At 69.0% G+C, this 25,697-nt stretch carries 17 protein-coding genes and 1 tRNA gene; 8 read left to right on the top strand and 10 right to left on the bottom strand.

Annotated elements, in window-relative coordinates; genetic code table 11:
* Positions 1-49: 49 nt before the first annotated feature.
* From JFC09_RS04320 to JFC09_RS04310, 3 genes are all read left to right on the top strand, one after another.
* On the top strand, positions 50-1,216 hold the full coding sequence (locus JFC09_RS04320; RefSeq protein ID WP_198392702.1) for an alpha/beta hydrolase: 1,167 nt from the start codon (positions 50-52) through the stop codon (positions 1,214-1,216).
* 745 nt (positions 1,217-1,961) lie between these two features.
* Positions 1,962-2,249, top strand: coding sequence for a hypothetical protein (locus JFC09_RS04315; RefSeq protein WP_198392701.1), 288 nt, complete (start codon positions 1,962-1,964; stop codon positions 2,247-2,249).
* 124 nt (positions 2,250-2,373) lie between these two features.
* The gene (locus JFC09_RS04310; RefSeq protein WP_198392700.1) at positions 2,374-3,591 is read left to right on the top strand and encodes an aminotransferase-like domain-containing protein; all 1,218 of its coding nucleotides are present in this window, start codon (positions 2,374-2,376) and stop codon (positions 3,589-3,591) included.
* 56 nt (positions 3,592-3,647) lie between these two features.
* On the opposite strand, the gene JFC09_RS04305 is transcribed toward JFC09_RS04310, so the two are convergent.
* From JFC09_RS04305 to JFC09_RS04295, 3 genes are all read right to left on the bottom strand, one after another.
* Positions 3,648-3,738: transfer RNA gene (locus JFC09_RS04305), tRNA-Ser, on the bottom strand.
* A 65-nt stretch (positions 3,739-3,803) separates the two neighbouring features.
* A complete protein-coding gene (gene tadA / locus JFC09_RS04300) occupies positions 3,804-4,313 on the bottom strand; it encodes a tRNA adenosine(34) deaminase TadA (protein WP_198392699.1) in 510 nt (169 codons plus the stop codon).
* A 4-nt stretch (positions 4,314-4,317) separates the two neighbouring features.
* Positions 4,318-4,869, bottom strand: a complete 552-nt coding sequence (locus JFC09_RS04295) for a tRNA adenosine deaminase-associated protein (RefSeq protein WP_198392698.1) — start codon at positions 4,867-4,869, stop codon at positions 4,318-4,320.
* Between the two features lie 69 nt (positions 4,870-4,938).
* On the opposite strand from JFC09_RS04295, the gene upp reads away from it, so the two are divergent.
* From upp to JFC09_RS04280, 3 genes are all read left to right on the top strand, one after another.
* A complete protein-coding gene (gene upp, locus JFC09_RS04290; protein ID WP_198392697.1) occupies positions 4,939-5,574 on the top strand; it encodes a uracil phosphoribosyltransferase in 636 nt (211 codons plus the stop codon).
* A gap of 435 nt (positions 5,575-6,009) precedes the next feature.
* Positions 6,010-6,876, top strand: coding sequence for a winged helix-turn-helix domain-containing protein (locus JFC09_RS04285; protein WP_198392696.1), 867 nt, complete (start codon positions 6,010-6,012; stop codon positions 6,874-6,876).
* 140 nt (positions 6,877-7,016) lie between these two features.
* A complete protein-coding gene (locus tag JFC09_RS04280) occupies positions 7,017-7,937 on the top strand; it encodes an endonuclease/exonuclease/phosphatase family protein (protein ID WP_198392695.1) in 921 nt (306 codons plus the stop codon).
* 22 nt (positions 7,938-7,959) lie between these two features.
* On the opposite strand, the gene JFC09_RS04275 is transcribed toward JFC09_RS04280, so the two are convergent.
* The 3 genes from JFC09_RS04275 to JFC09_RS04265 all read right to left on the bottom strand — a co-directional run bounded on the left by JFC09_RS04275 (position 7,960) and on the right by JFC09_RS04265 (position 12,493).
* On the bottom strand, positions 7,960-9,153 hold the full coding sequence (locus tag JFC09_RS04275) for a MarP family serine protease (protein ID WP_198392694.1): 1,194 nt from the start codon (positions 9,151-9,153) through the stop codon (positions 7,960-7,962).
* The gene (locus JFC09_RS04270) at positions 9,153-10,733 is read right to left on the bottom strand and encodes a PrsW family intramembrane metalloprotease (RefSeq protein ID WP_198392693.1); all 1,581 of its coding nucleotides are present in this window, start codon (positions 10,731-10,733) and stop codon (positions 9,153-9,155) included. Before JFC09_RS04270 ends, JFC09_RS04275 begins: the two co-directional genes overlap by 1 nt.
* A 284-nt stretch (positions 10,734-11,017) precedes the next feature.
* Complete coding sequence (locus tag JFC09_RS04265; RefSeq protein ID WP_198392692.1) at positions 11,018-12,493, bottom strand: malate:quinone oxidoreductase; 1,476 nt, start codon at positions 12,491-12,493, stop codon at positions 11,018-11,020.
* Positions 12,494-12,756: 263 nt separating this feature from the next.
* On the opposite strand from JFC09_RS04265, the gene JFC09_RS04260 reads away from it, so the two are divergent.
* A complete protein-coding gene (locus tag JFC09_RS04260) occupies positions 12,757-14,502 on the top strand; it encodes a hypothetical protein (RefSeq protein ID WP_198392691.1) in 1,746 nt (581 codons plus the stop codon).
* 83 nt (positions 14,503-14,585) lie between these two features.
* On the opposite strand, the gene JFC09_RS04255 is transcribed toward JFC09_RS04260, so the two are convergent.
* The 3 genes from JFC09_RS04255 to JFC09_RS04245 form a co-directional block, all read right to left on the bottom strand.
* On the bottom strand, positions 14,586-15,047 hold the full coding sequence (locus JFC09_RS04255) for an SRPBCC family protein (protein WP_198392690.1): 462 nt from the start codon (positions 15,045-15,047) through the stop codon (positions 14,586-14,588).
* Positions 15,048-15,177: 130 nt separating this feature from the next.
* Positions 15,178-17,205, bottom strand: a complete 2,028-nt coding sequence (locus JFC09_RS04250; protein WP_198392689.1) for an acetoacetate--CoA ligase — start codon at positions 17,203-17,205, stop codon at positions 15,178-15,180.
* Positions 17,206-17,296: 91 nt separating this feature from the next.
* Positions 17,297-18,592 carry an FCD domain-containing protein gene (locus JFC09_RS04245; protein ID WP_198392688.1) on the bottom strand — a complete coding sequence of 432 codons (1,296 nt, stop codon included), beginning with the start codon at positions 18,590-18,592 and terminating at the stop codon, positions 17,297-17,299.
* A gap of 164 nt (positions 18,593-18,756) precedes the next feature.
* On the opposite strand from JFC09_RS04245, the gene JFC09_RS04240 reads away from it, so the two are divergent.
* Entirely contained in the window at positions 18,757-22,266 is a 3,510-nt protein-coding gene (locus JFC09_RS04240) for a bifunctional proline dehydrogenase/L-glutamate gamma-semialdehyde dehydrogenase (protein WP_198392687.1), read from the top strand.
* A 195-nt stretch (positions 22,267-22,461) separates the two neighbouring features.
* Here JFC09_RS04240 and JFC09_RS04235 read toward each other — a convergent pair whose 3' ends face one another.
* Positions 22,462-25,431, bottom strand: a complete 2,970-nt coding sequence (locus JFC09_RS04235) for a zinc ribbon domain-containing protein (RefSeq protein ID WP_232483045.1) — start codon at positions 25,429-25,431, stop codon at positions 22,462-22,464.
* Positions 25,432-25,697: the final 266 nt, after the last annotated feature.

Here is a 25,697-nt window from a genome sequence, read left to right as displayed (position 1 = left end):
GAGGCCGGCGGACCCTGGCGGGGCCCGGCCCATGGCCGATACTGGGGGCATGGACGCGGACACGGCGGCGGAGCAGCCTCTCAGCCCCTCACAGCACAAATGGGCCCAGGACGTCCTGGGGGACGGCTTCCGCTCCCTCGTCCTGCCCCTCCCCGACGACGAGCAGGCCACCCTCGTCGAGTACCGGCCCGAGCACGCCGGTCCCGCCGCCACCGGCCCCACCGCGGGTCTGCCCGTCATCGACCGTGAGACCTGGGTGCCGCTGGCGGACTCCATGCCGCACGACCTGCTGGACGACGTCGCGATCCTCTACCTCCACGGCTGGTCCGATTACTACTACCACGCGCACCTGGCCCGCTTCTGGTCCCACATGGGAGCCCGCTTCTACGCGCTGGACCTGCGCGGTTACGGCCGGAACCTCGACCCGGAGAGGGTGGAGAAGGCGGGCGGTCATCGCACGGACGACGAGGACCTGCAGAGACCTGGCTACATCACGGATCTCGCCGAGTACGACGCGGACCTCGAAGCCGCTCTGCAGGTCATCGAGGAGGCCCACCCCGGCCGTCGGATCGTCGTCTCCGGCCATTCCACGGGCGGACTCATCGCCGTGCTGTGGGCGGACCGCAATCCGGGTCGTCTCAGCGGGATCACGCTGAACTCGCCGTGGCTGGAGTTCCAGTACTCGACCCCCATCCGGAAGATCCTCCAGCCGTTCCTGGGCCGGGGCAGGTCCGCGACGACACCGCTGCGGCTGCACATGCCCAACTACTCGGTCGTCGCGACGTCCGCGACCCACGGTCGTCTGCCGTACGACGCCCGGCTGAAGCCCTCCGACTCCTTCCCGGTGTACGCCGGCTGGATCCGGGCGATCTTCGCGGGTCACCGCGCCGTGGAGGACGGGCTCTCCATCGACGCCCCGGTCCTCGTCCAGACGTCCACCCGCAGCCTGCGGAAGATCGGCTACGACCCGGAGATGGAGACGACCGACATCGTCCTGGACGTCGAGGCGATCGCCCGCCGCTCCATCCACCTGGGCCCCACCGTCGTCCTCAACCGGATCCCCGGCGCGATGCACGACCTGTTCCTGTCCCACCAGACCGCCCAGACCGAGGCCTTCGCGGGCCTCCTGCAGTTCGCCCGAGGCTTCCTGACCGCACCTCATGCCAAACCGTCAGACCTCGCCGACCCGCGCCACGAACGCATCCACCTTTCGTGACAGCGGACTCACTGCATAATCTCCCGGTACGTAACTTGCGGCACGCAGGCACGAACCCTCACAGGCGAACCACATCCTCCTGCCAGGAAATACCAACCCGTATCCGCCATGCAGACCGCAATGATTGCGGCTGCGACGGAAATCCGTCACTCTCCGCCACGCAGATGAAACGCAGATCATGAAACGGCTCTACGCAGCAATGCTCACTTCCGTCATTCTTCTAAGCGGGGGCTGCCCGCCAAGGCTCACGCGAACCCGACTCCCCCGTCGCCGCCTTCCACTCACAGCCAGTCGGCCACAGGCGCGTCATCCGGCATTACACTTCATTCACCGGCCACCGGAGACTCCATTCAATTGACGGACACGAAGACCCTGGAAGCAATGTCAGCTCGGTCAGCAGCTTGCAAGTGGGCGGGCGCGAATTTCACAGTGAAGTCGTACTCCTCCACTCGTGATCGAACCGTGAAATTGAAGTGCGGAAACTCCCGAGCGGGCTTCAAGCACATTCAATCGCGACACCAAAGCGACTGGACGAAGAAGATGGGAGGACCGGGCAACTGGTCGAATTTCACGATTTGGGCAACCGGGCAAAGCCTCAAGGCACCGAGCCGCACATCGACGCAAAGTGGAAACAAGAGATGCCGCACAACGCCGATCGAAATCCACAAAAAGGGGAAGAAGGTATCTGCCTTCTACGCGGAGGCACACCCGTCAAATCAAGAGAGCTGAACGAAGGACGAACCCCGTGACAATAATCGTGCCCTTCACCTTCGACTACGCCTCAGAGCCGTTCGGCGACCGGCTCGAAGCACCCGAGGTGAGCGAGCAGTGGCGCGCAGCGATGCAGCCCGAGGTCCTTGAGCGCGCACACGCATGGGCGGAATCGATGCTGGTGCAGTTCGACGAGACGACGGGCCTGTTCGGCAGCGAAGAGACCCGCGCTGCATCCGACCGCGAGTACGTCGCGATCCTCGCAGAGCTCATCGAGCATGCCCCACCCGGAATCGAGTTCCGTCCCGACATGTGGTGGTGACGGATCCACGCGGCATCCTCGCCGCCGAGGCCGACCGGCCTCAGCACGGACGGCGCACGGACACGGCCGGACCGGTGCGCGGACGTGACCAGCGCCTCGGCGGCGGGGTGCCTATGATGCGGCCATGACTGAGACCCCACATGATGAGTGGTTCGCACGGCTCGCCGCACGCGCGCAGGGCGGCCCCAGCGAACTGTCCGCCGTCCTCGCACTCGCGTCCGCCGGAGGCGACCTCGTCGACTTCTCCGGCGGGTTCCCCGACCCCACCCTCTACGACACCCAGCTGCTGGGCGAGACCGCAGCGAAGGCCATCGAGTCGAAGCCGCAGGTGGCGCTCCAGTACGCCCCCAACTACGGTCTCGCGTCCCTGCGGGACGTGCTGCGCGAGGAGATCGCCCGCACGCAGGGAGCGACCCCGGCGGAGGACGAGCTGATCGTCACCTCCGGCGGCGTCGACGCGCTCACACTCGTGTCGAAGGCGATGCTGGACCACGGCGACGCGGTGCTCGTGGAGGCCCCGTCGTACCTCGGTGCGTTCAGCGTCTTCCGGTCGCACGACGGCGTGTGCTTCTCCATGCGCAACGACGAGGAGGGGCTCGTCCCGGCGAGCATCGAGGAGGCCCACGAGCAGGCTGCCGCTGCCGGCCACCCGCCCAAGGTCCTCTACGTCATCCCCGACTTCCAGAACCCGTCCGGACTGCGGCTGTCACTCGAACGGCGTCGCGAAGTCGTCGCCATCGCCCGCAGGCTGGGCCTGCTGGTGCTCGAGGACGTCGCGTACCGGGACCTCGCCTTCGACGGCTCGTACATCGACTCGCTCTATGCGCTGGGACCGGACGTCACGGTCCAGGTGGGCACGTTCTCGAAGACCTTCACACCGGGCACCCGCATGGGCTGGGCGTGCGGTCCGGCGACGGTCGTCGACGCGATGGCGCAGGCGAAGACGAACACGGACCAGTGCGCAGGTGCGCTGGGGCAGACGATCCTCGAGTCGTACATCGTCGAGGGCCACTACGCCGCGTCGCTGCCCGTGCTGCGCACCGCGTACTCCGCGCGCCGCGACGGACTCATGGACGCACTCGCCGCGGGACTGGGCGACCGGGCGTCGTGGACGCACCCCGGCGGCGGCTTCTTCACGTGGCTGGACATCCCCGGGATCGACGCGAAGCAGCTCGCAGGAGTCGCAGTCGAAGAGGGAACCGCGTTCGTGCCCGGCAACCCGTTCTTCGCGGACTCCCGTGCGACGTCGAACATCCGCCTGAGCTTCTCCCGCACTCCCGTCGACCGCATGGCCGAAGGAGTCGCACGCCTGAAGAAGGCGATCGAGCGTCTGGACGACTGAGGGGAGCACGCATGCGAAAACGCCGGGCCTCAGTGACTGAGGCCCGGCGTTCCGTGTGGCGGTAGCGGTGGGATTTGAACCCACGGCAGGGGGTTGCCCTACACGACATTTCGAGTGTCGCACCTTCGGCCGCTCGGACACGCTACCGCCGATAACTGTACACACGACGGGCCCTGCCACCCAAATCAGGGCACGTGAGCCGCACAACAGTGTCAGCCCTCCGCGCGGTAGGCGGTGAAGAAGTCCGTCAGCAGCGCTGCGCAGTCGTCCGCGAGCACTCCCGCGTAGACCTCCGGCCGGTGGAGCGACGCACGATCGCGGGCGAGATCCCACACCGAACCGCACGCCCCGGCCTTCTCGTCCCACGCACCGAAGACGATCCCATCGACCCGCGCCGCGACCGCCGCCCCCGTGCACATGACGCACGGCTCCAGCGTCACGACCAGGACGGTGCCGTCCAGCCGCCAGCGGCCCAACTCGCCGGCAGCGGCGCGCAGGGCGACGACCTCGGCGTGACCCGTGGGGTCGTAGGCGGCCTCGCGGACGTTGTGGCCCATGCCGCGGACCACCCCGTCGGAGTCGACCACGACGGCACCGACGGGCACATCGGACGACGCAGCGGCCTCGGCGGCGACGGCCAGGGCCATCCGCATCCACGCCTCGTGCTCGGACCTCTCCGCCAGCCCGGACCGAGGCGGGGCGACCCCGTCAGGTGACCTCATCGTGTCAGCGAGCGGCTTCCAGGACGTCGGCGAACCCGACTGCCTCCCCCACGTGAGCGACAACGCGCGCCGGGTCGGAGGTGTGTCGCTCGAGCTGCTCCACCAGCTCGTCCGCCGTCACCCCGTCGTCGGAGAACAGGCCAGGGTCGCCGCTCCAGGTGGGCGGGGTGTCGAAGTCGAGCATCTGCGGCTCGTCCTCATCCGCGTCATCCTCGGAGTCCTCATCGTCCTCATCGTCGGGGACGACCACGTCGTCCTCCTCGTACTCATCGGGGCGCGAGTCCAGGTAGTCGGCGAAGAGCTCTGCGTAGGGACTGCTCGCGACGGCATCCACATCGGACAGGAACACCGCCGCGTCGGAACCGAGGACGCGGATGAGTGCGAACCATTCGTCCTCGTGCTCGATCACGGCGATCGCCTCGCCCTCCCCGGAGTCGTCGCCGGCCCCCTCGATGAGGTCGGCGAGTTCGGCGAGGTCGCCCACGTCTTCGACCGCGAGGTCGAGGACGTGGAAGCGGTCATCGGCACGGGACATCACTGCGGTGAAGTACGACATGCACCCATTGTCTCCGATCCGCCGCCGATGTCACCGCCCCGTGCAGGGTTCTCCGGTAGATTCGCACCCATGGACCTCCACGTCGCAGACCACCCGCTCATCGCGCACAAGCTCACCGTCCTGCGGGACGAGAACACCGACTCCTCCCGCTTCCGCACGCTCACGGACGAGCTGGTCATGCTCCTGTCCTACGAGGCGACCCGCGGCATCCGCACCGAGCCGAAGGAGGTGACGACGCCGGTGACGAAGACGACGGGCACCGCCCTGTCGGCACCCCGCCCCGTCGTCGTTCCGATCCTGCGCGCCGGCCTGGGAATGCTCGAGGGCATGCTCAAGATCCTGCCGACCGCAGAAGTCGGCTTCCTCGGCATGGTCCGCGACGACGAGACCTTCTCCGTCCACGCGTACGCGGAGCGCCTGCCTGCCGACCTCACCGACAGGCAGGTGTTCGTCCTCGACCCGATGCTCGCGACCGGCGGCACGCTTGCGATGGCGATCGACTTCCTCCTGGAACGCGGAGTCTCCAGTGTCACAGCGGTCTGCCTGGTGAGTGCCCCGGAAGGCGTCAGGGCGATCTCCGACAAGTACCAGGGCATCACCGAAGTCACGGTGCACACCGCCGCCCTCGACGAGAAGCTCAACGAGCACGGCTACATCGTCCCCGGGCTGGGCGACGCCGGCGACCGTCTCTACGGCGTCGTCTGAGCAGGACGTCGGCGGGGCCCGTCTTACCTCGTCGCAGTCCGTCCCCCACCGACTTCAGGCGCCATCGAACGGGCGTCACAATCGCTTCGCGTCTCATCACGCGGACCCGGCATGACCTCCCTTCACCCTGATCGCGGCCAGCATCGTCGCTGGTGACAGAGCTCAGATGACACATTTCGTCACATGGTGTCGCGATACGTCACAAAACTCTTGCGTCCTGCGGACGTCGCGGCAAGAATGACAGACATGCAGTCAGTCCCCTCACACCACGGATCCGCGCGATCCCACTGTCCGCGCTGTCCGCGCGTGGCGATGCCACGCGTTCGCGACGCCTCCTGACACTCTGCTGTACCGGTCGCGAACGAGTCCTTCCACAGCACCAGCCGCAGATGCACACGTCGCTCACGGCACTCACCACATCGTTCGAGGAGACCCATGACCGCCGCAGCACCCCAGCCCGCACCCTTCCACCCGCGCAGTGCCCGCGCCGCGCGCCGAACCGGAGCTCGTTTGACATCCATCGACCCGCAGTCGGCCCCCCGGACGTACGGACCGTCCGGAGTGTCCGCCGACCCCCGCGCGGCGCGCGGCATCATCCTGTACATCGGCCTGGACGAGGCGAAGGCCGCCGCAGAGGGCACCAACCTCACGGAGATCGCCCAGACGATCAAGGACCAGGTGACCCAGCTCGCGACGACCGCAGAGACGCAGGCGATCATCGCCCTGGCTCCGGACGGCATCGGCAGTGACATCGATGCGGTGCGTGCCGTCGCCAACGGATCGCAGGCCGCGACCGGAAGCCCCGCCGGGATGCACGGGCCTGTCCGCCAGCGCATCCCCTCCCGCCTCAGCCCGCCGGCCCATCGCGAGGACCTCCCAGCGGAGGCCGGTCGGTTCTCCGGGCCCGTGCCCCGCCGCGGATTCGCACCTGTCGTCTCTCCTGCACCGGCACCCGTGCGGTCGCAGGCGCACGTGGACGAGCACGCACCCGTGCGCATCGACATCCCGCGCAGGGAGGTCCACGCGGACGGCGAGCTCGTCACCGTGACGAGCAAGGAGTTCGACCTGCTGGCGACCCTGGTGGCGAACACCGGTCGCACGCTGTCCCGTGAGGACCTCATCGATTCACTGTGGACCGACGACACCGAGCGTCCCGATGTCCGCACGGTGGACGTCCACGTGCGCAGGCTCCGCCGCCGGCTGGGCACCTACTCGTCGATCGTGCGCACGATCCGGGGTGCGGGCTACCGGTTCGACGACCACCCCGATGTCGCCATCTGGCAGGCACGGGCAAGCCATTGAGCAGCTCGCGGGCAGCACTCGCGTCCTGCCGGGCGGAGAACACGGTCCGGGCGGAGAGCACGGTCATTCCGGACACGCCATTCGGCTCGCAAGCACCCTTCGTCCAGCATCGCACCAGATTCGCCACATAGAATCTCGGGGTGACTTCGCCGCGACGCTCTCCCTATAAAGGAGTCCTCATCCTCGCGTGCGGGATCGTGCTGGCGGCGCTGCTCGCCATGCACAGTCTCGTACCGACGACTCGAGGGCTCGCCCTGATCGTCGACAGCATGCTGCCGTGGAGCTGGGTGCTCATCGCCCTCCTGCTCCTCATCGCGCTCTTCCGCCTGTCGCTGCTGTCGATCGCGGGTGTCCTGATCCCCGTCGTCGTCTGGGCGTCGATGTTCTGGCCCTACCTGCAGCCGGCCGGCGACCCCGGCGGAGCGGACCTCACCGTCGCGACGCAGAACGTGGGAGCCCGCCTCCCCCAGCCGTCGGCCACGGCCCTGAGCCTCGTCGAGCAGCAGCCGGACATCGTCACCATCCAGGAGTTCGAATCCCTCTCCGGGCAGATCATCCAGGACCAGATGTCTTCCCACTACGAGCACTCGCAGGTGAAGGGGTCTGTGGGCGTGTGGTCGAGCTGGCCGATGAGCGCCGCCGAAGAGGTCGACCTGGGCCTGCCGTGGATCCGCGCCTTCGCCACGACGATCAGCACCGATCACGGTGACGTGCGCTTCTACGCCGTCCACCTGCCGTCGGTGCGTCCCGGACAGGAATCGCTGCGCAACGCCGCACTGTCGACGCTCGCACGCCAGGTGTCCGCGGATCCGGCCGAACGTGTCATCGTCGCCGGCGACTTCAACTCCGCATCGACGGACCGCTACTTCTCCCGCCTCACGGATGACCTCACCGACTCCCGGGCGGAGGTCGGCGGCGGTTTCGGATTCAGCTGGCCGTCACGGCTGCCGCTCACGCGGCTCGACCATTCCCTCAGCCGAGGCATCGACCCCGTCGCGGACGAGGTCCTGGACCGCGGGACGAGCGACCACCGCGCCGTCCTCGTCTCCTACGACTTCTGAGCCGACCTCCCCGCAGTTGAGGTCACTGCGTGGTGCACCCACCCACCGGGACCGGCTCCTCTGCGGACCGTCCCAGCGCCAGCGCCTCCTCGAGCTCCGCGAGAGTGAGCGCATACCCGGTCTCCGCGTCCTCCCCCGATCGCGCGAACACCATGCCCACGGCACGGCCCGACGAGTCCAGGACTGGCCCACCGGAATTCCCCGACCGGACGACAGCACGCAGCGCGTACACCTCGCGGACGACCTCGGCGTCGTCGTAGATGTCCAGGCCACGGGCCGTGACCGTCTCACGCACGCGTGCGGGTGAGATCGTGTACGGCCCGTTCTCCGGGTACCCGACGACCACGGCGTCGTCATCCGCGGAGAGCGCCTGCCCCTGCTCCAGGGGCTCCGCCTCCAGATCCGGCACACGGAGCACGGCGATGTCGCGCGCTGGGTCCAGCAGCACGAGGTCAGCGGCGTACGGCTGCCCCGCGCCGCCCACCTGGACGATCCGACTCGTCGAGCCGGACACCACGTGCGCGTTGGTCATGACGAGGTCGCCGTCGAACACCCAGCCCGAACCGGACTGCAGCGCGGAACAGCGGGACGCCGTCGTCGTCACCTTGACGGTCCTGTCCTCCGCGGCCCTGCCGACCTCGATCATCGCGGGGTCGGGTTCGCCCACGGACCGGATCTGCTCCGTGTCCTCCGCGAACACCTGCGGGAACCCGTTGGCGGCGAGCGCTTGGGAGATGGCGCCCACCGCCTCGGCGGACGACACGGGTGCCAGGCGGTCCAAGGCGGACACGACCCGGGACTCCGCGACCGCCTCGTTCGGTGCCACCAAGGGTGTCGTGCGGACCCATCCGGCGATCAGCCACACGATGAGGAAGAAGGCGACGGCACCCGTGAGCGCCCCTCCGAAAGCGTCAGCGACACGACCCAGCCCGTCACCGATCGCCGTCCTGAGTGCGGCGCCGGTCCAGCCGCCGCCGCACGCGAACGCGACCCCGAGGATCAGCGGCAGCAGCATCGCCATACCGGATGCGCCCGCCTCGGTGGCGATCCCCTGCTCGACCGCGATGTCCGCGAGAGGCGGCCCGATGAACCGGCCCAGAGCCGCGCCGACGACGAAGCCCACGATCGTGCTCGCACCGGCGACCAGCCCCTGCGACCACCCGGCGGCGGCAGCGAGGACGGCGAAGACAAGAAGGGCGAAGTCGAACGCGGTCACTACGCTGACAGGCCCATCGCCCTCATCATCATCCGACGCTCCGCGACGAGTCGGTTGAGGAGGAACATCTCGTACTCCTTCTCCCCTTCACCGCCGACGCCCGCCTCGACGCGGTCACGCGTGGAAGGAAGGCTCGCGGCCACCCGGATCATCGCCTTCATGTGGGGTCGTGCAGGGCCGGTCGCCCACCGCCTGCCCGCACGGCGTCCCTTCCAGGTGCCGAGCATCTGGGCCTCCTCCTCCGTGAGCCAGCCGGCGCCCGCGTAACGGGTGAGGGACTCCCTCGCCGTCTTCGTCTCCCGGTACCAGAGGAAGAACGCGGTCCCCCACCAACCCAGCGCGACGACGAGGGAGAGCGCGAGCATGACCAGCAGGCTCGCCAAGCCGGTCAGCGGCAGACTCGCCATGCCGTTCCAGAGTCCGTGGAGGAACATGCCTGCGATGAGGCCGGGGATCCACATGAGGGCCACCATCCACCACTGGCCGCGACGTGCAGCGAAACCGATGCTGAGACCGGCGAGTGCACTGAAGCTCGAGTGGAGCAGTGGGCTCATGACGCAGCGCATGAAGAACAGCATGATGAGGCCGCCCGCCTGCGCACTCGTATACGCGCCGCTCAGGTAGATGAGGTTCTCCGTGAAGGCGAAGCCCGCACCGATGAGCGACCCGTACATGAAGCCGTCGAGCGGACCTTCGAAGAGCTTGCGGGCCGCCAGCACGATGACGACGAGGAACACAGTCTTCGTGGTCTCTTCGAACAGCGGCGCGAGGACAACCGAACTGATGATGGGCGCCGACGTGTCGATACCGGTGAGCGCGTACGTGGCGGCACCGAAGATGAGCTGCCCCACGAGTGTGAGGATGACTGATGCGACAGCTCCCCAGAGCACGCAGGAGGCCATGAGGAGGATCGGCTGCGGTTTCCACCGGTCGAGCAGCAGCACCGTGCCGATGATCGCGACGAGGGGGACACCGGACAGCAGCACGATGATGAAGCCCACGCCGGAGAACAGCAGGGACTGGAAGAGGATGATGAGGAACAGTGTCATGCCCAGGCCGCCGACGACGAGGCAGCCTGCGACGAGGAGCACGATGTTCCGCGTCCGATGCGGGTTGATGTCGTTCGCACGCACCGTGAACTGGGTTGTCCACGACGCAGGGGCCGGCGCCCCGTGGTGGGGCTGGATCCCGGGACCGGCGGCGCCCGGATGGCCCGGAGCCGCTGCCGGGGCGAAGGAGGGGCCGGGCCGCTGCTGCGCCGGAGCGGGCTGCGCGTAGCCAGGCGGCTGGGGGTGGAACTGCTGAGGGTGCAGCTGCTGAGGGCGCGGCTGCTGGGGGTGCGGCTGCTGCGGGTGCGGGCGCGGCTGGGAACCGTGCTGCGGATGGATCGGCTGCACGGGTGGTGGCTGCACGGGGAACTGTGCGGGTGTCGGCTGTCCGCCGGGTAGTCCACCCTGTTCCGCTCCGGACGGCGGGCCCGGCTGCGGGGGACCCGGCTGCTGCTGACCCGGCTGGTGCGGGCCCGGCTGCTGCGGACCCGGTCGCTGCTGCCTGCGGGGGTCGCTCCACCCGTTCGTCATCATCTGTTCCTTCGGGACGTTCCGCGGTCCGCCACATGTGCCGGACCCTGATCGAATGCGAGTCTACGTTTCGCAGCTGACACCGGGCTCCGCTCGGGGTGACGGTTCTGCAACTCCCCCGCCTCTGCACCCACAGCGGGAAGAGGTCCCGCGGTCCTCATGGACCGCGAGACCTCTCACCTCATCGCAGCGGGGCGCGGATTCACCGTCGTGCCGACTCACGGTGCCACTTCATCGCACCGGGGGGCGCGCCCACAGTCATCGACCGCACCGGGAGACGGCGCTCAGCCGATCTGCAGTGTCCCAGCGGTGTACTCCGAGATCTCCTTGAGCAGGGTCTCGTCCTCGTGGAGCTTGCGGCCGAGCGACGGCACCATGTCCTTGAGCCGCGGCTCCCAGCCGGCGTACTGCTGTGGGAAGCAGCGCTCCAGCAACCCGAGCATGATCGACGTCACTGTCGAAGCACCCGGGGACGCGCCCAGGAGCGCTGCGAGAGAACCGTCCGCCGACGAGACGACCTCGGTGCCGAAGCCCAGGACGCCGCCCTTCTGCGGGTCGCGCTTCATGATCTGCACGCGCTGCCCGGCCACGGTGAGGTTCCACTTCTCCGGGTCCACTTCGGGGGTGAACTCCTCGAGCAGCTTGAAGCGGCCCTTCTTGGACTCCGCCAGCTGGCCCATGAGGTAGGTGACGAGGTCGAAGTTGTCCTTCGCGACGTTGAGCATGACCGGCAGGTTGTTGCCGCGCACGGAGAACGGCAGGTCGAGGATACTGCCGCCCTTGAGGAACTTGGGCGAGAAGCCTGCGTAGGGACCGAACAGCAGGTAGCGCTTGTCGTCGATCACGCGGGTGTCGAGGTGCGGAACCGACATCGGCGGGGCACCGGTCGCGGCCTGGCCGTACACCTTCGCGTAGTGGCGGTCCACCAGCTCCGGGTCGGAGGTGCTGAGGAACAGCCCGGACACAGGGAATCCGCCGTACCCGCGACCTTCGGCGATGCCGGACTTCTGCAGGAGGTGCAGGGCGCCGCCACCTGCACCGATGAAGACGAACTTCGCGTTGACCTCGGTGGTCTCGTTCGACCGGTCGTCCCGGACCTTCACGTTCCAGCCGTCGGCGGACCGGTCCAGGTCCTGAACCGTGTGGGCCGTGCGGATCTGCACGCCGTTTCCTTCGACGTGGCCCAGCAGCTGGCGGGTGAGCGCACCGAAGTCCACGTCCGTTCCCTGGCTGAACCGCGAGACGCCGTTGACCTGGCCGGGGCCGCGCTTCTCGAACATGAGCGGCAGCCATTCGGCGTGCTGCGCCGGATCGTCCGAGTACTCCATGTCCGCGAACAGCGGGTTCCGCGACATCGTCTCGTAGCGCTTGCGAAGGTAGTCGCGTCCCTTGTCGCCGCGTGCGTACGACATGTGGGGAACGGTATTGATGAAGGAGGTCGGATCGGTGATGATCCCCTCCTTCACGAGGAACGACCAGAACTGCCGCGACTGGTGGAACTGCTCGTTGATGGTCACGGCCTTGGAGATGTCGACGTCGCCGTTCGCGTCCTGCGGCGAGTAGTTGAGCTCGCACAGCGCTGCGTGTCCCGTTCCCGCGTTGTTCCACGCGTGGGAGCTCTCCCGCGCGACGTAGTCGAGCTTCTCGTAGACGCGAATGTCCCACTCGGGCTGCAGATCATTCAGCAGCGCTCCGAGCGTCGCGCTCATGATGCCGCCGCCGATGAGTACGACGTCTGCGGTCTCCTTGGGTGTGGTCATCTGAACCCTCGCCTCTTCACATGCAGGTCACTTCCTGGGGACGCGTCGCGAACACCGGGTATCCGCGCGTGTCACATCAACCCGACTCTACTCCGGAGGGTCGGCGCCCACGGAATCGGCCCGTCCGCGACCGCCTGGCGGCGGCTCTCCCCCTGTGGCTCGTCATGGTCCCTCTCCGTACATCCGGGTGTGGACGACTGCGCCCGTTTCCACAGGAACGCAGAGGGGTGGTCCTCCACTGCGGGCTCCCGTCGAATGTCCTCATGACTCCACACATCCACGGTCGGCCCCTCCTCGCAGCGCAGACTGCCGGGGCGATCCTCCTCACAGCGCTCCTCGCCTCCTCTCCCCTGCCCGCGTCCGCCGCGGCCTCCCCGGACACAGCCGTGTCGCTGGGTCAGGCGGACACGTCGGAGACCCACCCCTCAGACCCCATCGGTCCCGGCCCTCGCCTCGAGGGCAGACCGGGCACCGCACCGGATCTCGGATCCTCGCAGGAGGGCTCCTGGTTCCTCGGCCGGTCGGTCGACAGCGTCCTAGGTCCCGGTCAGTGGTACACGACCGCGGAAGGCCGCACGTGGTACGGCGCATACCGGACCTTCGAGGACGAGCACGCGTACTGCGTGGACGCCGGGCTGAAGACACCTCACCCGCGATACTTCTCCGACGCGGGAGACGGGGAGCCGATCGATGCGCCCTCGACGGCGTGGGCGCTCAGCACGCAAGCGCAGTCGGGCCCCGCACCGGTCCAGGCAGCGCTGTCCGCGCTGGTCCGGTTGGATGACAGCATTCCCCACCGCCACGTGATCGAACCGGGGCATCCGGCGGATCTGGGTGAGGACTTCGCGGATGCCGCAGCGGAGATCGCGACGATCGAGGAGGACGCCTCCCAGTTCGCCGGCCCGTACACGCTGTCTGTGGAGATCCGCCCGATGATGCTGCGGGCCTACGACGGGCAGTACGGCTTTCCTGTGGAACCGGCCGAAGCTGTGGAGCCGGCCGAAGCCGCCTCAGGTGCGCACGGGGCAGGTACGGATGTGGCAGGTGAGCCAGCGGTGGCCGCCGAACCCGAGGTGGCTGCCGGCCCCGGCGGGGAAGCGGACCCCGACGTGCAGTCCGACGCGCATTCCGGGCATCCTCTGCTGCGGGGGTTCCCTCTCGAAGCGGTCATCTCCCTCACCAGCGCCTCCGGCCACCAGATGTCGGGGCACCGGGTGCGGCTCAGCGCGACGGGTGCGCGCCCCGGTGACGACGGGATCGTCACCGGCGACGAACCGACGGTGGTGCGACTCACCGACCTCGCCGAGGACCGCATCACCGTCGAGGCGGCCGCCTCGGATCTGCCGGCGACATCGGTCGTCCTGCACCGACCCCGAGGCATCGGTTCCGATCGGGTCCAGGCCGTCGTCACAGCGGGCGAGCGAACCACGGTGACCGGGCAGGCGACCTATGACCGGGGCCCGGAACCCGAAGCGGACGAGGAAACTCCGGCTCCATCGGAGTCGCCTGAGCCGTCCGAGCCGCCCGAACCCTCCGAGTCGCCCGCGCCCTCGGAGACACGTGAGCCGTCTGCCTCGCCCGAGCCGTCCGAGTCGCCGACCGAGGAGGACGACGGGCCCCGGGTCGAGGTGCCCATGCCCCGGCCCACCACTCTCCCTCGGCCGACCGGCTCGCCCGAACAACCGGACACGTCCGAAGCTCCAGACGAGGGACACGAATCGACCGACCCTTCGCCGCTGCCGGCCCCTGACCTGACGGCCTTCCCGGTGCCCACACGGACCGCGGATGCGCCCCGATCGCCCGAGGAGACCCAGCCACCCCAGGACGCGCAGCCGCAGGAGACCACGTCGCCATCCACGCAGAAACCGTCAGAGCCGCAGGAGGAGACGGCACCGGTGTCACTCCCGCGGACGGGAGCGGATTCGCGGCTGGTGGTCGGGCTTGCGATCACACTCATCGCGATGGGGGCGGGAGCATTGACCCTCACCCGGCGACACACGCACCACTGAGCGTCCAGCCATGACAGCACTGCGGCGCCCGCCCCTCCGGGCAGGCGCCGCAGTGGTGATCAGTCGACCTCAGGGCCTCCCGATCACTGCGTGGCGGCAGCGGCTGCGAGCTTGCCGATCGACTCCTCGAGCTCGCTCTCGGAGACCTTGGGCATCCCGACCTCCTGCGCCTTCGCCGGATCCATCGCACTCCAGTCGTATGTGAGCGTGACCTCCGTCGTCGATGAGTCCGTCGAGTGCAGCTCCCACACCCACTGCCACCCGGGCGGCTCGGTGCCGGCCGGGGCGGTCTTCCACGCGAGGAGCTTGTTCTCGTCGTACCCGACGACATGGTTGTCCGTCTTGTAGTCACCACCCATGTCCTCGGCATGCATGTTCATCCGGAACACCTCGCCGGTGCCCTGGATGCGGTCGGTCCGATCATCGGAGACCACGGTGCCGGACCCGTCGAGTTCATGGTGACGCTCAGGGTTCGACAGGACGTCGAAGATCGCATCAGCGGGGGCGTCGATCGTGCGAGTGATGACGAGGGACGTGTCAGACATGGAACTCTCCTCTTCCGCGGGGTCTCTCTGTCACCGCGACGCTACCCAGCACTCACCACACTGGGAAGGGTCCTTGTCTTTTAATCAGCGATCTGTGTGGTCGGGGTCGGTGTGGTCAGCCCCACTCCGGTCAGGCCGGATCCGTCTCCTTCGCGGCCGCGAAATCGATGTACCAGTCGAGGATCCCCACGTCCGCCGCCGTGTCCCGGTTGACCGTCGACCGATCAGCACCCTGGAGGAGCCGCTTCACCGGGATCTCCAGCAGCTTGCCCGTACGGGTCGTGGGCACACCCGGCGCCCCGAGGATCTCATCCGGCACATACCGGGGCGACAGCTCGGCCCGGATCGCAGCGGTGATCCTCTCCCGCAGCGCCTCGTCGACCTCGGTACCCGAGTTCGGGACGACGAACAGCGGCATGTAGTAGTCACCGCCGGGCAGCTCCGCACCGATCACCATCGACGCGGCCACCCCGTCGACCCGGTCGACGATCTGGGTGATGTCAGCCGACCCCATGCGGATCCCACCACGGTTGATCGTCGAATCGGAGCGCCCGTGGATCACGTAGCTCTCATCCGTGTGCCGGGTCACCCAGTCGCCGTGGCGCCACACGCCCGGGAACACGTCGAAGTACGCCTCCCGGTAGCGCGAGCCGTCCGGGTCGTTCCAGAACGCCACCGGCATCGAGGGCATGGGGGCGGTCACGACGAACTCACCCAGCTCCCCCGTCACCGGTTCGCCGCGGCTGTTCCACGAATCAGCGGCCACACCCAGGTACGGGCCCTGCAGGCGGCCCCGCACGACGGGCGCCGTCGGATTGGACCCGATGAACCCACTCGCGATGTCCGTGCCACCGGAGTCGGATCCCAACTTCACGGTCTCGCTCACATGCTCGTAAACCCAGTCCCACGTGGGGTCGGGCAGCGGCGACCCGGTCGACAGGATCGAGCGGAGGTGGGAGAGGTCGTAGTCGGCCCTGGGCGAATAACCCAGCCGCTGCGCGGTCGACAGCACGGCTGCTCCGGTCCCGAAGTGCGTGGCCTTCTCCGAGGCGAGCAGCTCGAACTGCCGGTGGGGACCACCCGCGAACGGAGCGCCGTCGTAGGTGACGATCGTGACTCCGCGCATCAGCGCATTGATGATGAGGTTCCACACCACCCACGTCGTGGCCACTGCGGAGTACTGCACGTCGCCCGGCCGCGCGTCGTACTGCAGGATGTTCGCGCGGTTCGCCTCGACGACCACACCGCCGTGGCCGTGGACGATGCCCTTGGGCTTCCCGGTCGTGCCGGACGAATAGAGGACCCACAGGGGATGGGAGAACTCGACCGGTTCGAACTCGGGCTCCTGCGGCGCCGCGACGATGTCGGAGAACAGCACCGACGGGACGTCCCGCCCCGCTGCGGACACAGTCCCGCCCGCAGCTTCGTGCGCACCCGCGGCGGTCTTGTCGCCCACAGCAGTCTGGTCGACCAGGACGTGGTGCGTCACCGTCGGCAGCACTTCTAGGAGCGTCGGCACACTGTCGACGAGGTCGATGGTCTTCCCGTTGAACTGGACGGAGTCGGCGGTGAAGAGGACCGTCGGTTCGATCTGCGCGAACCGGTCTGCGACACCCTGGGGGCCGAAGTCCGTGTTCACCACCGACCACACGGCGCCGACCGTCGCAGCCGCCAGCAGTGCGACCGCGGTCTGCGGCACGTTCGGCAGGACCGCGCACACGGTGTCGCCCGGGCCCACTCCCCAGTCGCGCAGGCGGGCAGCGAGCGCTCCCACCTGTCCTCTCAGCGCATCCCAGGTGAGGACTTCCCGACGGTCGTCCTCGTGCCGGCCGATGATCGCCGACTCTCCCCCGCGCTCCTCCGACCAGCGCAGGATGTTCTCCGCGTAGTTGATGCGCGCGCCGGGGAACCAGCGGACGTCCGGCATCGTCTCGCCGTCCCTCACGGGGCCGTCGCCGCGCTCCCACACGACGCCGGCGAACGCGATGATCTCCTCCCAGAAGTCGTCCAGGCGGTCGATGGTCCATCTCCAGAACTCCGCGTAGTCCCCTTGGGGCGCATCGTGTCGTTCACCCATGAGCCGCTGGAATTCGCGCATCTGCGAGGCTTCGACTGCGGCGGGATCGGGGCGCCACAGGATGGCGGGAGATTCGGGCATCGGGACCAGCTTCCTTGCTCGGGACCGTTCACCGGGAGGGTGAACGCACGCGGACGTGTATTCCGCATCACATCCTAAACGGGCTCCTCGGTCACAGTGCCGTGAGCCTCCGCCACAGTGCGACGTCGAACGCGGCGTGCCGCGCGCGGCCGTGCATGTGGCGCACCGCCTCGTCGGTCTTCCGGTGCCATGCCCGCACGGCGCGGGCCGCGTCGCCGGCCACCAGGGCGGTGAGGATCTGCCGGTCGTCGGCGAGGATGCTGCGCGCCGTCCGCGCGTAGTCCATGCGCAGCACTGCGATGAGCATGCGCACCCGCGCCGTCGACGATTCGAAGAGTCGCACGGTCTGCTCCAGGCCCGAGGCCCGGGCCACCTCCTGCTGGAACCGCAGGTCCGCATCCCCCACGTTGACGCCTGCCGCGGCGCCTTCCGCGATCGCGTCCAGGACGCGCCGTGCTTGGAGGAGGTACCGCCGCGGTCGCGCCGCAGCGGCGCGCAGGAGCACATCCCCCAGGAGCATCCGAGCGGCATACAACTCGATGACGTCGTCGGCGGACGCCAGGGGGATGCGCACGTCGCCGCGGCTGCCGTCCAGGAGTTCGTCGTCGACCATCCTCCGCAGCACGTCGGCGGCGACGGAACGGGGGATGTCCAGCAGACGCGCGCAGTACACGACCGTGAGCGGGTCCCCCGGGCGCAGGTCCGAGGCGATGATCGCGTCGCGGAGGCGGACGGCGAGCATCTCCGTGGCGGACACTCCGGCGCGCGGCAACCAGGCCGTGAGACTCTTCAATGAGTCAGAACCGGTGTCCGCGGTGCGGTCGGTCCAGCGGGACGCGGCGGTCGGCAGAGCGGACCACGACACCCAGCGGCCGGACCCCTCCTCGGCCACTGCGGCGGCGAGCGCGGCCAGCACGCCGGTGGGGACCTCGGCCGCGGCGGCCAGGTCCTCACCGAGGCTGGTGGGGGCCGACACCCCCAGCACCCGGATCGCGGCGAAGAAGGCGGCCCGCCTGCGCAGGTGCACCCGCGGGCCGGAGGAAACCACCGCCTCGGGCGCGCCCTCGAACACCGTCCTGCACGTGGAGCCGTCGACGTCGACGTGCACGAGGACCAGGCGGCCGGACTCCGCCGTATCGGAACCTGCGACACTCCCGCCGCCGTCCGCCAGTCGCCGTACGGAGCGGGAGACGATCGTCTGGCTCAGACCGGTGCGCTCCGCGAGCGCACGCGTCGACCACGCCGGGCCGTCCACACCGGCACCCGCAGCGGCCAGCAACCCGGCCACCGCGTCGTCGGCGGCCTCCTGGATGCGAGGCCGTCCCCGCGGTGCCGACCGACCGCGCGGGTCCACACCTGAGCCGCCCCGCGTTACACCCATCACCATCGAGAACCACCCCCACCCATGATTATGACTCATTTTTCGGTCCCTCGACTTCGCCCCCTCCCGCTCATTCCCCCGTGCCGCCACACTGGTGTCAGACGCGGAACGGCCACCCACCATCCGTTCCGGTTCGGACAGCTGACGACGACGCAGCGGAGGAGACCAGCATGCAGACCCGCAATCCCGCACCCGCCACACCACAGTCACCCACCCCGGACGACCTCACCCCGTCCACCAGCACCCCAGCCGCCCGTATCGCAGAGCTGCGGGAGGCTGCGGAGAAGGCGGTGGACACGTCCCGCCGCTGGCTGCGCGTCGCATCCGGGCTCCAGATCAAGGACCCCTCCGCCGACAGGCTGGCAGCCGTGCTCGGCGACGAGGGCGGTGTCGACTTCACGGTGGGCTTCGTCGATCGGGTCATCCGGACGGAGGACCCGCACGCAGCGGGAACCGCTCTCGCGAGCATCGTGAAGGACACCCCGCCGTCGCTGCCCGCCCTCGACAGGGCACAGATCCGTGCCGGTGCGGCGCTCGCGCCGATCGTGCCGCAGGTCGTCGTGCCCGCGGCACGTGCACGGATGCGGCAGATGCTCGGCCACATGATCGTCGACGCCCGCCCCGGCCCGTTCGGTCGCGCTGTCGAAGCGCTGCGCGCGGACGGCTCGAAGCTCAACGTGAACTTGCTGGGCGAGGCGGTGCTGGGTGAGACCGAGGCGGAGAACCACACGGAGGAGGTCCGCCGCCTCCTGGCACGCCCCGACGTGGACTACGTGTCCGTCAAGGTGTCGTCGATCGCCTCGCAGATCGATCTGTGGGCGTTCGAGGAGTCGACGCAGATGGTGTGCGAGCGGCTCCGCCCGCTCCTGCAGTTCGCCGCCGCCCAGCCCGCGGGCACCGCGTTCGTCAACCTCGACATGGAGGAGTACCAGGACCTCGAGCTCACGATCGAGGTCTTCACCCGCCTGCTGAGCGAACCGGAGCTCCTGAACTACGAGGCCGGCATCGTCATCCAGGCGTACCTGCCGGACGCGCTGCACGCCGTCCAGCGCCTCTCCGCCTACGCTGCGGACCGGGTGGCCCGTGGCGGCGCCGACATCAAGATCCGCCTCGTGAAGGGCGCGAACCTCCCGATGGAGGAGGTGCACGCGGAGCTCGCCGGCTGGCCCGTCACGGTGTGCCCGTCGAAGGAGGACACGGACGCGAACTACAAGCGGGTCCTCGACTGGGTGTTCCGCGCGGAGCACCTCAGCGGCCTGCGCATGGGTGTGGCCAGCCACAACGTCTTCGACATCGCGTTCGCCCATGAGCTCGCCCGCGCACGCGGCGTCGAGGACTCCGTCGAGTTCGAGATGCTGCAGGGCATGGCCCGCGCGCAGGCAGCCGCGATCGGCGAGGACGTGGGCGATATCCGCCTCTACGTCCCCGCGGTCCACCCCGCGCACTTCGATGCGGCGGTGTCGTACCTGGTCCGCCGCCTCGACGAGAATTCGTCGCCGGAGAACTTCATGTCCGGCATCACGGAGCTGCGCAACGGGAACGACGTCTTCCGCCGTGAGGAGGACCGGTTCCGCACTGCCGTGGACATCCTCTGCGAGACGGTCGAGGCCCACGACGACACACCGCCCCTGCCTCGCCGCACGCAGGACCGCACCGCGGAGTCCGCTGCGGTCGAGGCCTCCCCCACCGAGTTGCCGGCCCTGCCGTCGGCGTTCCGCAACGAGCCGGACACGGACCCGGCGCTCGTCGCCAACCGCCGCTGGTGGGAGGCGCACCGCGACGGCGACAGCGGGCCCGCGCTCCAGGCGGAGCGCCTCACCGATTCCGACGCCGTCGATACGGTGGTCAGCCGTGCGCGTGCAGCCTCTGCCGGGTGGCGGGATGCAGGAGCGGAGCACCGCGGCCGCACCCTCCTGCGCGCCGCGGACATCATGGGGGCACGGCGCGGTGAATTCCTCTCCGTCATGGCCGACGAGGTCGGCAAGACACCCGATCAGGCCGACCCGGAGGTGTCGGAGGCCATCGACTTCCTCCGCTACTACGCGCTGCGCGCCCAGGATCTGGAGCACGTGGAGGGCGCGGAGTTCAGCCCGGATTCCGTCGTGCTCATCACCCCGCCGTGGAACTTCCCGGTCGCGATCCCCACGGGGTCGACGGTGGCGGCTCTGGCCGCGGGTGCGTCCGCGATCCACAAGCCGTCGTCCCCGACGCCGCGCTGCTCCGCCCTCATCATCGAGTGCCTCCACCAGGCCGGTGTGCCGGAGGACGTCGTGCAGCTCGTGAAGACGGATGAGCGCGAGGTGGGGCGCGCGCTCGTGTCCCACCCGCACGTCGACCGGGTGATCCTCACCGGCTCGTCGGAGACCGCGTCCCTGTTCCGGTCGTTCCGTGCGGACCTGCAGATCGCCGCGGAGACCTCGGGCAAGAACGCCCTCGTCATCACCCCGTCCGCGGACCGGGATCTTGCGGTCGCGGATCTCGTGAAGTCCGCGTTCGGTCATGCGGGGCAGAAGTGCTCCGCAGCGTCGCTCGCGATCCTCGTGGGATCCACAGCGGACTCGAAGCGGTTCCAGGACCAGCTGGTGGACGCCGCGGCCTCCCTCATCGTCGGATGGCCGACGGTGGGCCCGGACGGCGCGCAGCACACCCACAGCCACGCCGCGTCGATGGGTCCGCTCACGGTCGACCCGGAGGACAAGCTGCTGCGTGCGCTCACGACCCTCGAACCGGGTGAGGAGTGGCTGCTGGAGCCCACGCGCCTGGACGACACCGGTCGCCTGTGGTCGCCCGGCATCAAGACGGGTGTGGCCCCGGGTTCGCATTTCCACCTCACGGAGGTGTTCGGTCCGGTGCTCGGCATCATGCGCGCGGATTCGCTCGAGGAGGCGATCGAGATGCAGAACGCCGTCGATTTCGGCCTCACCGGCGGCATCCACTCGCTCGATGCGGCGGAGGTGGACACGTGGCTCGAACGCGTCGAGGCCGGCAACGTGTACGTGAACCGTGGGATCACCGGCGCCATCGTCCAGCGCCAGTCGTTCGGCGGGTGGAAGAAGTCCAGCGTCGGGCTGGGTTCGAAGGCGGGCGGCCCCCGCTACCTCATGCAGTTCGGCACGTGGAATGATGCCGGCGCCACCGACCCGGACACGTGGCTGGCGGCGTCGAAGGAATCGGACCGCCGCGCCTGGGAGGCAATGCGGCCTCAGGATCCGACGGGTCTGGTGTCGGAGGCGAACATCCTGCGCGTCCTCCCCCGCCCCGTGACGATCCGGGTGACGGAGGCGGTCTCCCCGCAGGTTCTCGAGCGCCTCGCCCACGCCGCGGAGACGGCCGGGGCACCGGTGTCATGGAGCGTGGTGCCCGTCGCCGCGGAGGCGACACCGTCCGCCGCCGAGGCCGTCGTCGAGGACGCGGACACGTTCGCCGCCCGCGTGGCCGCCGGTCAGATCGACGACACCGTCGGTGCCCGCGTCCGGGTGGTCGGCGAGGTCGAGGACGCCCTGCGTCGCACGACCCAGGACCGTCCGGAGGTCGCGATCCTCGAGGGCCCGGTCACGGGCTCCGGTGAGGTCGAGCTGCGCCACTACGTGCACGAGCAGGCGGTGTCGATGACACTGCACCGGTTCGGCAAGCTGAGCCGCGACTTCCAGGAAGTCGCTGACCGGATCACTCGGGGCTGATAGCGCGGGGCCGCAAGAGCAGGGCCCCGTCCGCGCAGGGCCCCGTCCGGCTGAGGGCCGCCAGCACCGGCCCCTGGCCGGCTGGGCCCGCGCAGTCGAAACCCCATCCAGCCGACAGGGGCCTCGTCCGACACTCCTGCAGTGTCGGACGAGGCCCCTGTCTGTCGTCCGGATACTCCCGCGGTCAGCGGCGCTTCAGTAGCCCGAGTCGGCCGGATCGACGTTCACGACGACCTTCCCGTCGATGATCTCCACGGTGCCCTCGATCCAGAACGTCACCGTTTCGTCGAAGGTCTCCCTGTCATCGAACCAGTCGAGGTAGGTGCCGGTGACCAGGGCCTCGCCCCAGGAGTCGGTCGTCACGTACCACGCGGACGGGCTGTCACCCTCGTCGTAGTAGTCGCCGGTCGTCACGGTGACGGTCGGGTACTCCTCGATGGACCAGACGATGTCGCGCACGTCGTCCCTGTATGACGTGCTCGACGACGCGAACGGGCAGCCGTCCGGCTCCACGTCGGTCTTGGTGGCACAGGTGTCGATGAGGGTCTTGACCTGCGATTCGACTTCGCTGCGGAAGGCGTCCGTCGGCTGCGCGTCCAGGACCATCGACTCGTCGGTCTCCGCACCGGTGAAGAAGACGCGCGAGGTGACCTCTGCGGCCTCGACGAACTCCGACTCCTCCGCCAGCCCGACTGTGTAGAGCGCCGGGAAGGCAGGAAGATCCACACCGGCGGGACCAGTGGGGATATCGGATCCGTTGACCTTGACGGTGTCGAGACCGGGCGCACCGACGACCAGGTGAGCCAGGTCGGGTGACTGGAGCGCCCAGTCGTCGAAGAAGAGCGCCTTCTTCCCTGCCTTGCGCATCGACAGGGTCACGGAGTTCTTGCTCCCGCCCACGTCGAAGCTCACGTCCACGGTGGCGGTGCCGTCGTGGACCTGTGAATCCTCGACCACCACGTCCTGGGGCAGTGCTGCAGCGGCGCCCAGCACCTCGTTCGTCAGGAGCGTGCGTGACTCCGCCGGCACGTCGACGTCCGCCAGTCGCAGTGCGGCTTCCGCGTCTCCGTCCGACAGAGCGGAGAAGTACTTGTGTGCCACGGCTTCCGGCCCGAACATGCGACCGTTGAGCTGGGAGACGACGATCAGTCCGCCGACCAGCACCACCGCGAGCGCACCTGCGACGACTCCGACGATCGTCGCCTTCTTCTTGTCGAACGGCTGCACGGGCGGAGCGGTGGCGGTCTGGGCACCGAACGCTGCGGGAGAGCCGTATGCCGCGGTTGCCGCACCCTGTGGCGACTGCCAGGCGGGGCCTCCGGGTCCTGCGTGCGGGTGTGCGGGCGGCGGAGGCGCACTGCCGAAGACTGCCGGTGCGGGCGCGCTGCCGTATGTCCCCGCCGGGGGCACACTGCCCGGCGCAGTCGGTGGTGGGGGCGCGCTGCCGTACGCCCCTGCCGGGGGCACACTCCCCGGTGGGGCACTGCCCGGTGGAGGAGGCGGGACGCTTCCGTACGCAGGTGGCAGCGGTCCACTCCCGTACGCAGGTGGTGGCGGGGGCCCACCGGCGACGGCCGGCGCACCGGGGGGCGTGAGCCCCTGCGCGGTGGTATCGCCGTGAGCCTGCGTCGCCATCTCCGCGGCGACATCCGGATGGATGAGCGCTCCGCGGGGTTCGGCCATCCCCAGGGCCTGCCCCCAGTACGGGTGGATGGCCCTGCCTGCCAGAAGCTTCGCCAGCCCGGGGAGGCTCATGACGAGGCGGGGTCCAAGGGTGCGGGAGAGCACTTCGACGACCCCTCCCCACACGGCGAAGAGCAGGAACGACCAGGGAAGCGCACCGATGCCGACGCCCAGGGCCCCGGTCCCCGTGAACTCGTCCAGCAGTTCGCCGGACCCCTTCACCGACAGACGGACCGGGATGACGAGCATCGAGATGACACCCCAGAGGATGAGGAACGCGAGCGGGGTGCGCCACATGCTCGCCCACTGCTGCCGGTCCTCCCTCAGGACCGTCCAGTGCGGACGGCGGGTCACTGTCGACACCAGCGTCGACAGGAGCACTGCGACCACGACGACGAGGAGACCCAACCACAGGTAGCCCGGAGTCTCCGTGCTGAAGAGCGTCAGATCCGCGGAGGCGCTGTCGGTGTACGACGCCAGCGCTCCCATCGCGGATGCGGAGATGCCGCCCAGGTGGACGATCGAGGTGAGGATGACGCCCGCGTTGACGAAGAGGAGGGGGATGACCTTCCAGGGGACGTCCCCGGCGAGCGGCAGAGCGACAAGAGCGATGACGGAGAACACCACGATGACGAGGGCCGCGTGGACGAGCGCGTCATGCCCTGCGGGGACGGTCCAGCGCAGGAACGGTGCGCCGATCGCCTCCGTGCCCTTGAAGTGTCCGGCGACCCGTCCCCACACGGTCGTGACGAGGATGATGAGGAGGGGCAGGAAGAACGACCGCGCGGTGACGGCGGAGAACTCCAGTGCTGCGGTTCCTCCGAATTCGGAGATCGACATCCGGGCGGCGAAGATCAGCTGGAGGAGGAAGAGCACGAGGGTGAACGAGAGCGTCGTGATGCCGATCCGCAGCCAGGTGGCGGCCCTGCGGTGCGACGGTGCACGGGCCTCGCTGCGCTTCGTGAGCCACCACAGCAGTCCCAGTGTGACGATGCTGATGAGGAGAGGAGCGCCGACAATGTGGACCTCGCCGTCGAGACCCACGGCGCCTTCGTAGCTCGCGTTCATGCGGACCACACCGGATCCGCCCAGCGCGAGTGAGAGGAGCACGAACGGCAGTGCATATCCGATTGACCCGCCGCTCATGCCGAAGTCCTCCGACAGGGACGACAGGTCGCCCAGGGAGGTGAGCAGTGCGGCGAGGATGATCGACACGACGATGCCGGCGAGGAGCGCGATCCCTGCGGGGACGAGCGCCGTTCGCCACGTCACGGCCTGCGCGAGCGCTCCGAACGGTCCCTGGGCGGACGGCCTGCCGGCCTGCGGGTAACCGGCGACGGGATGCGGATTGCTGCCGGCGGGTCCGTGTGGCTGGCTGCCGTATGTCTGACTGGTGTACTGCTGGCTGCCGTACGCCGGAGGCTGGTTGCCGTACGCGAGCGGCTGGCCGCTGGAGGCTTCAGCGGGCTGGTTGCCGTCCACCGGAGGCTCCTTCTCGGAGACTAGAGGCTGCTCCTCGGAGACGAGAGGCTGACTATCAGGCTCGGTGCTCGGCACGGGCGGTGCGGGCGGTGCGCTGTCGGGGCGCGGCGGGACGGGCTCTGTCCCCTCCGTCCGATCAGCGTTCCGGTTCGGTTCGTCGGAAGTGGGGGTCATCGCAGTCCTTCATCGCACACGCGTCATGACGAGTCCCTATCAGCAACGGGTCGTCAACAATCGGTAATCAAACTCACTGGCCTTATAGTATG

The organism is Brevibacterium yomogidense (assembly GCF_016107685.1).
GTDB lineage: Bacteria > Actinomycetota > Actinomycetes > Actinomycetales > Brevibacteriaceae > Brevibacterium > Brevibacterium yomogidense.
This window is presented reverse-complemented; position numbering and strand designations above follow the sequence as displayed.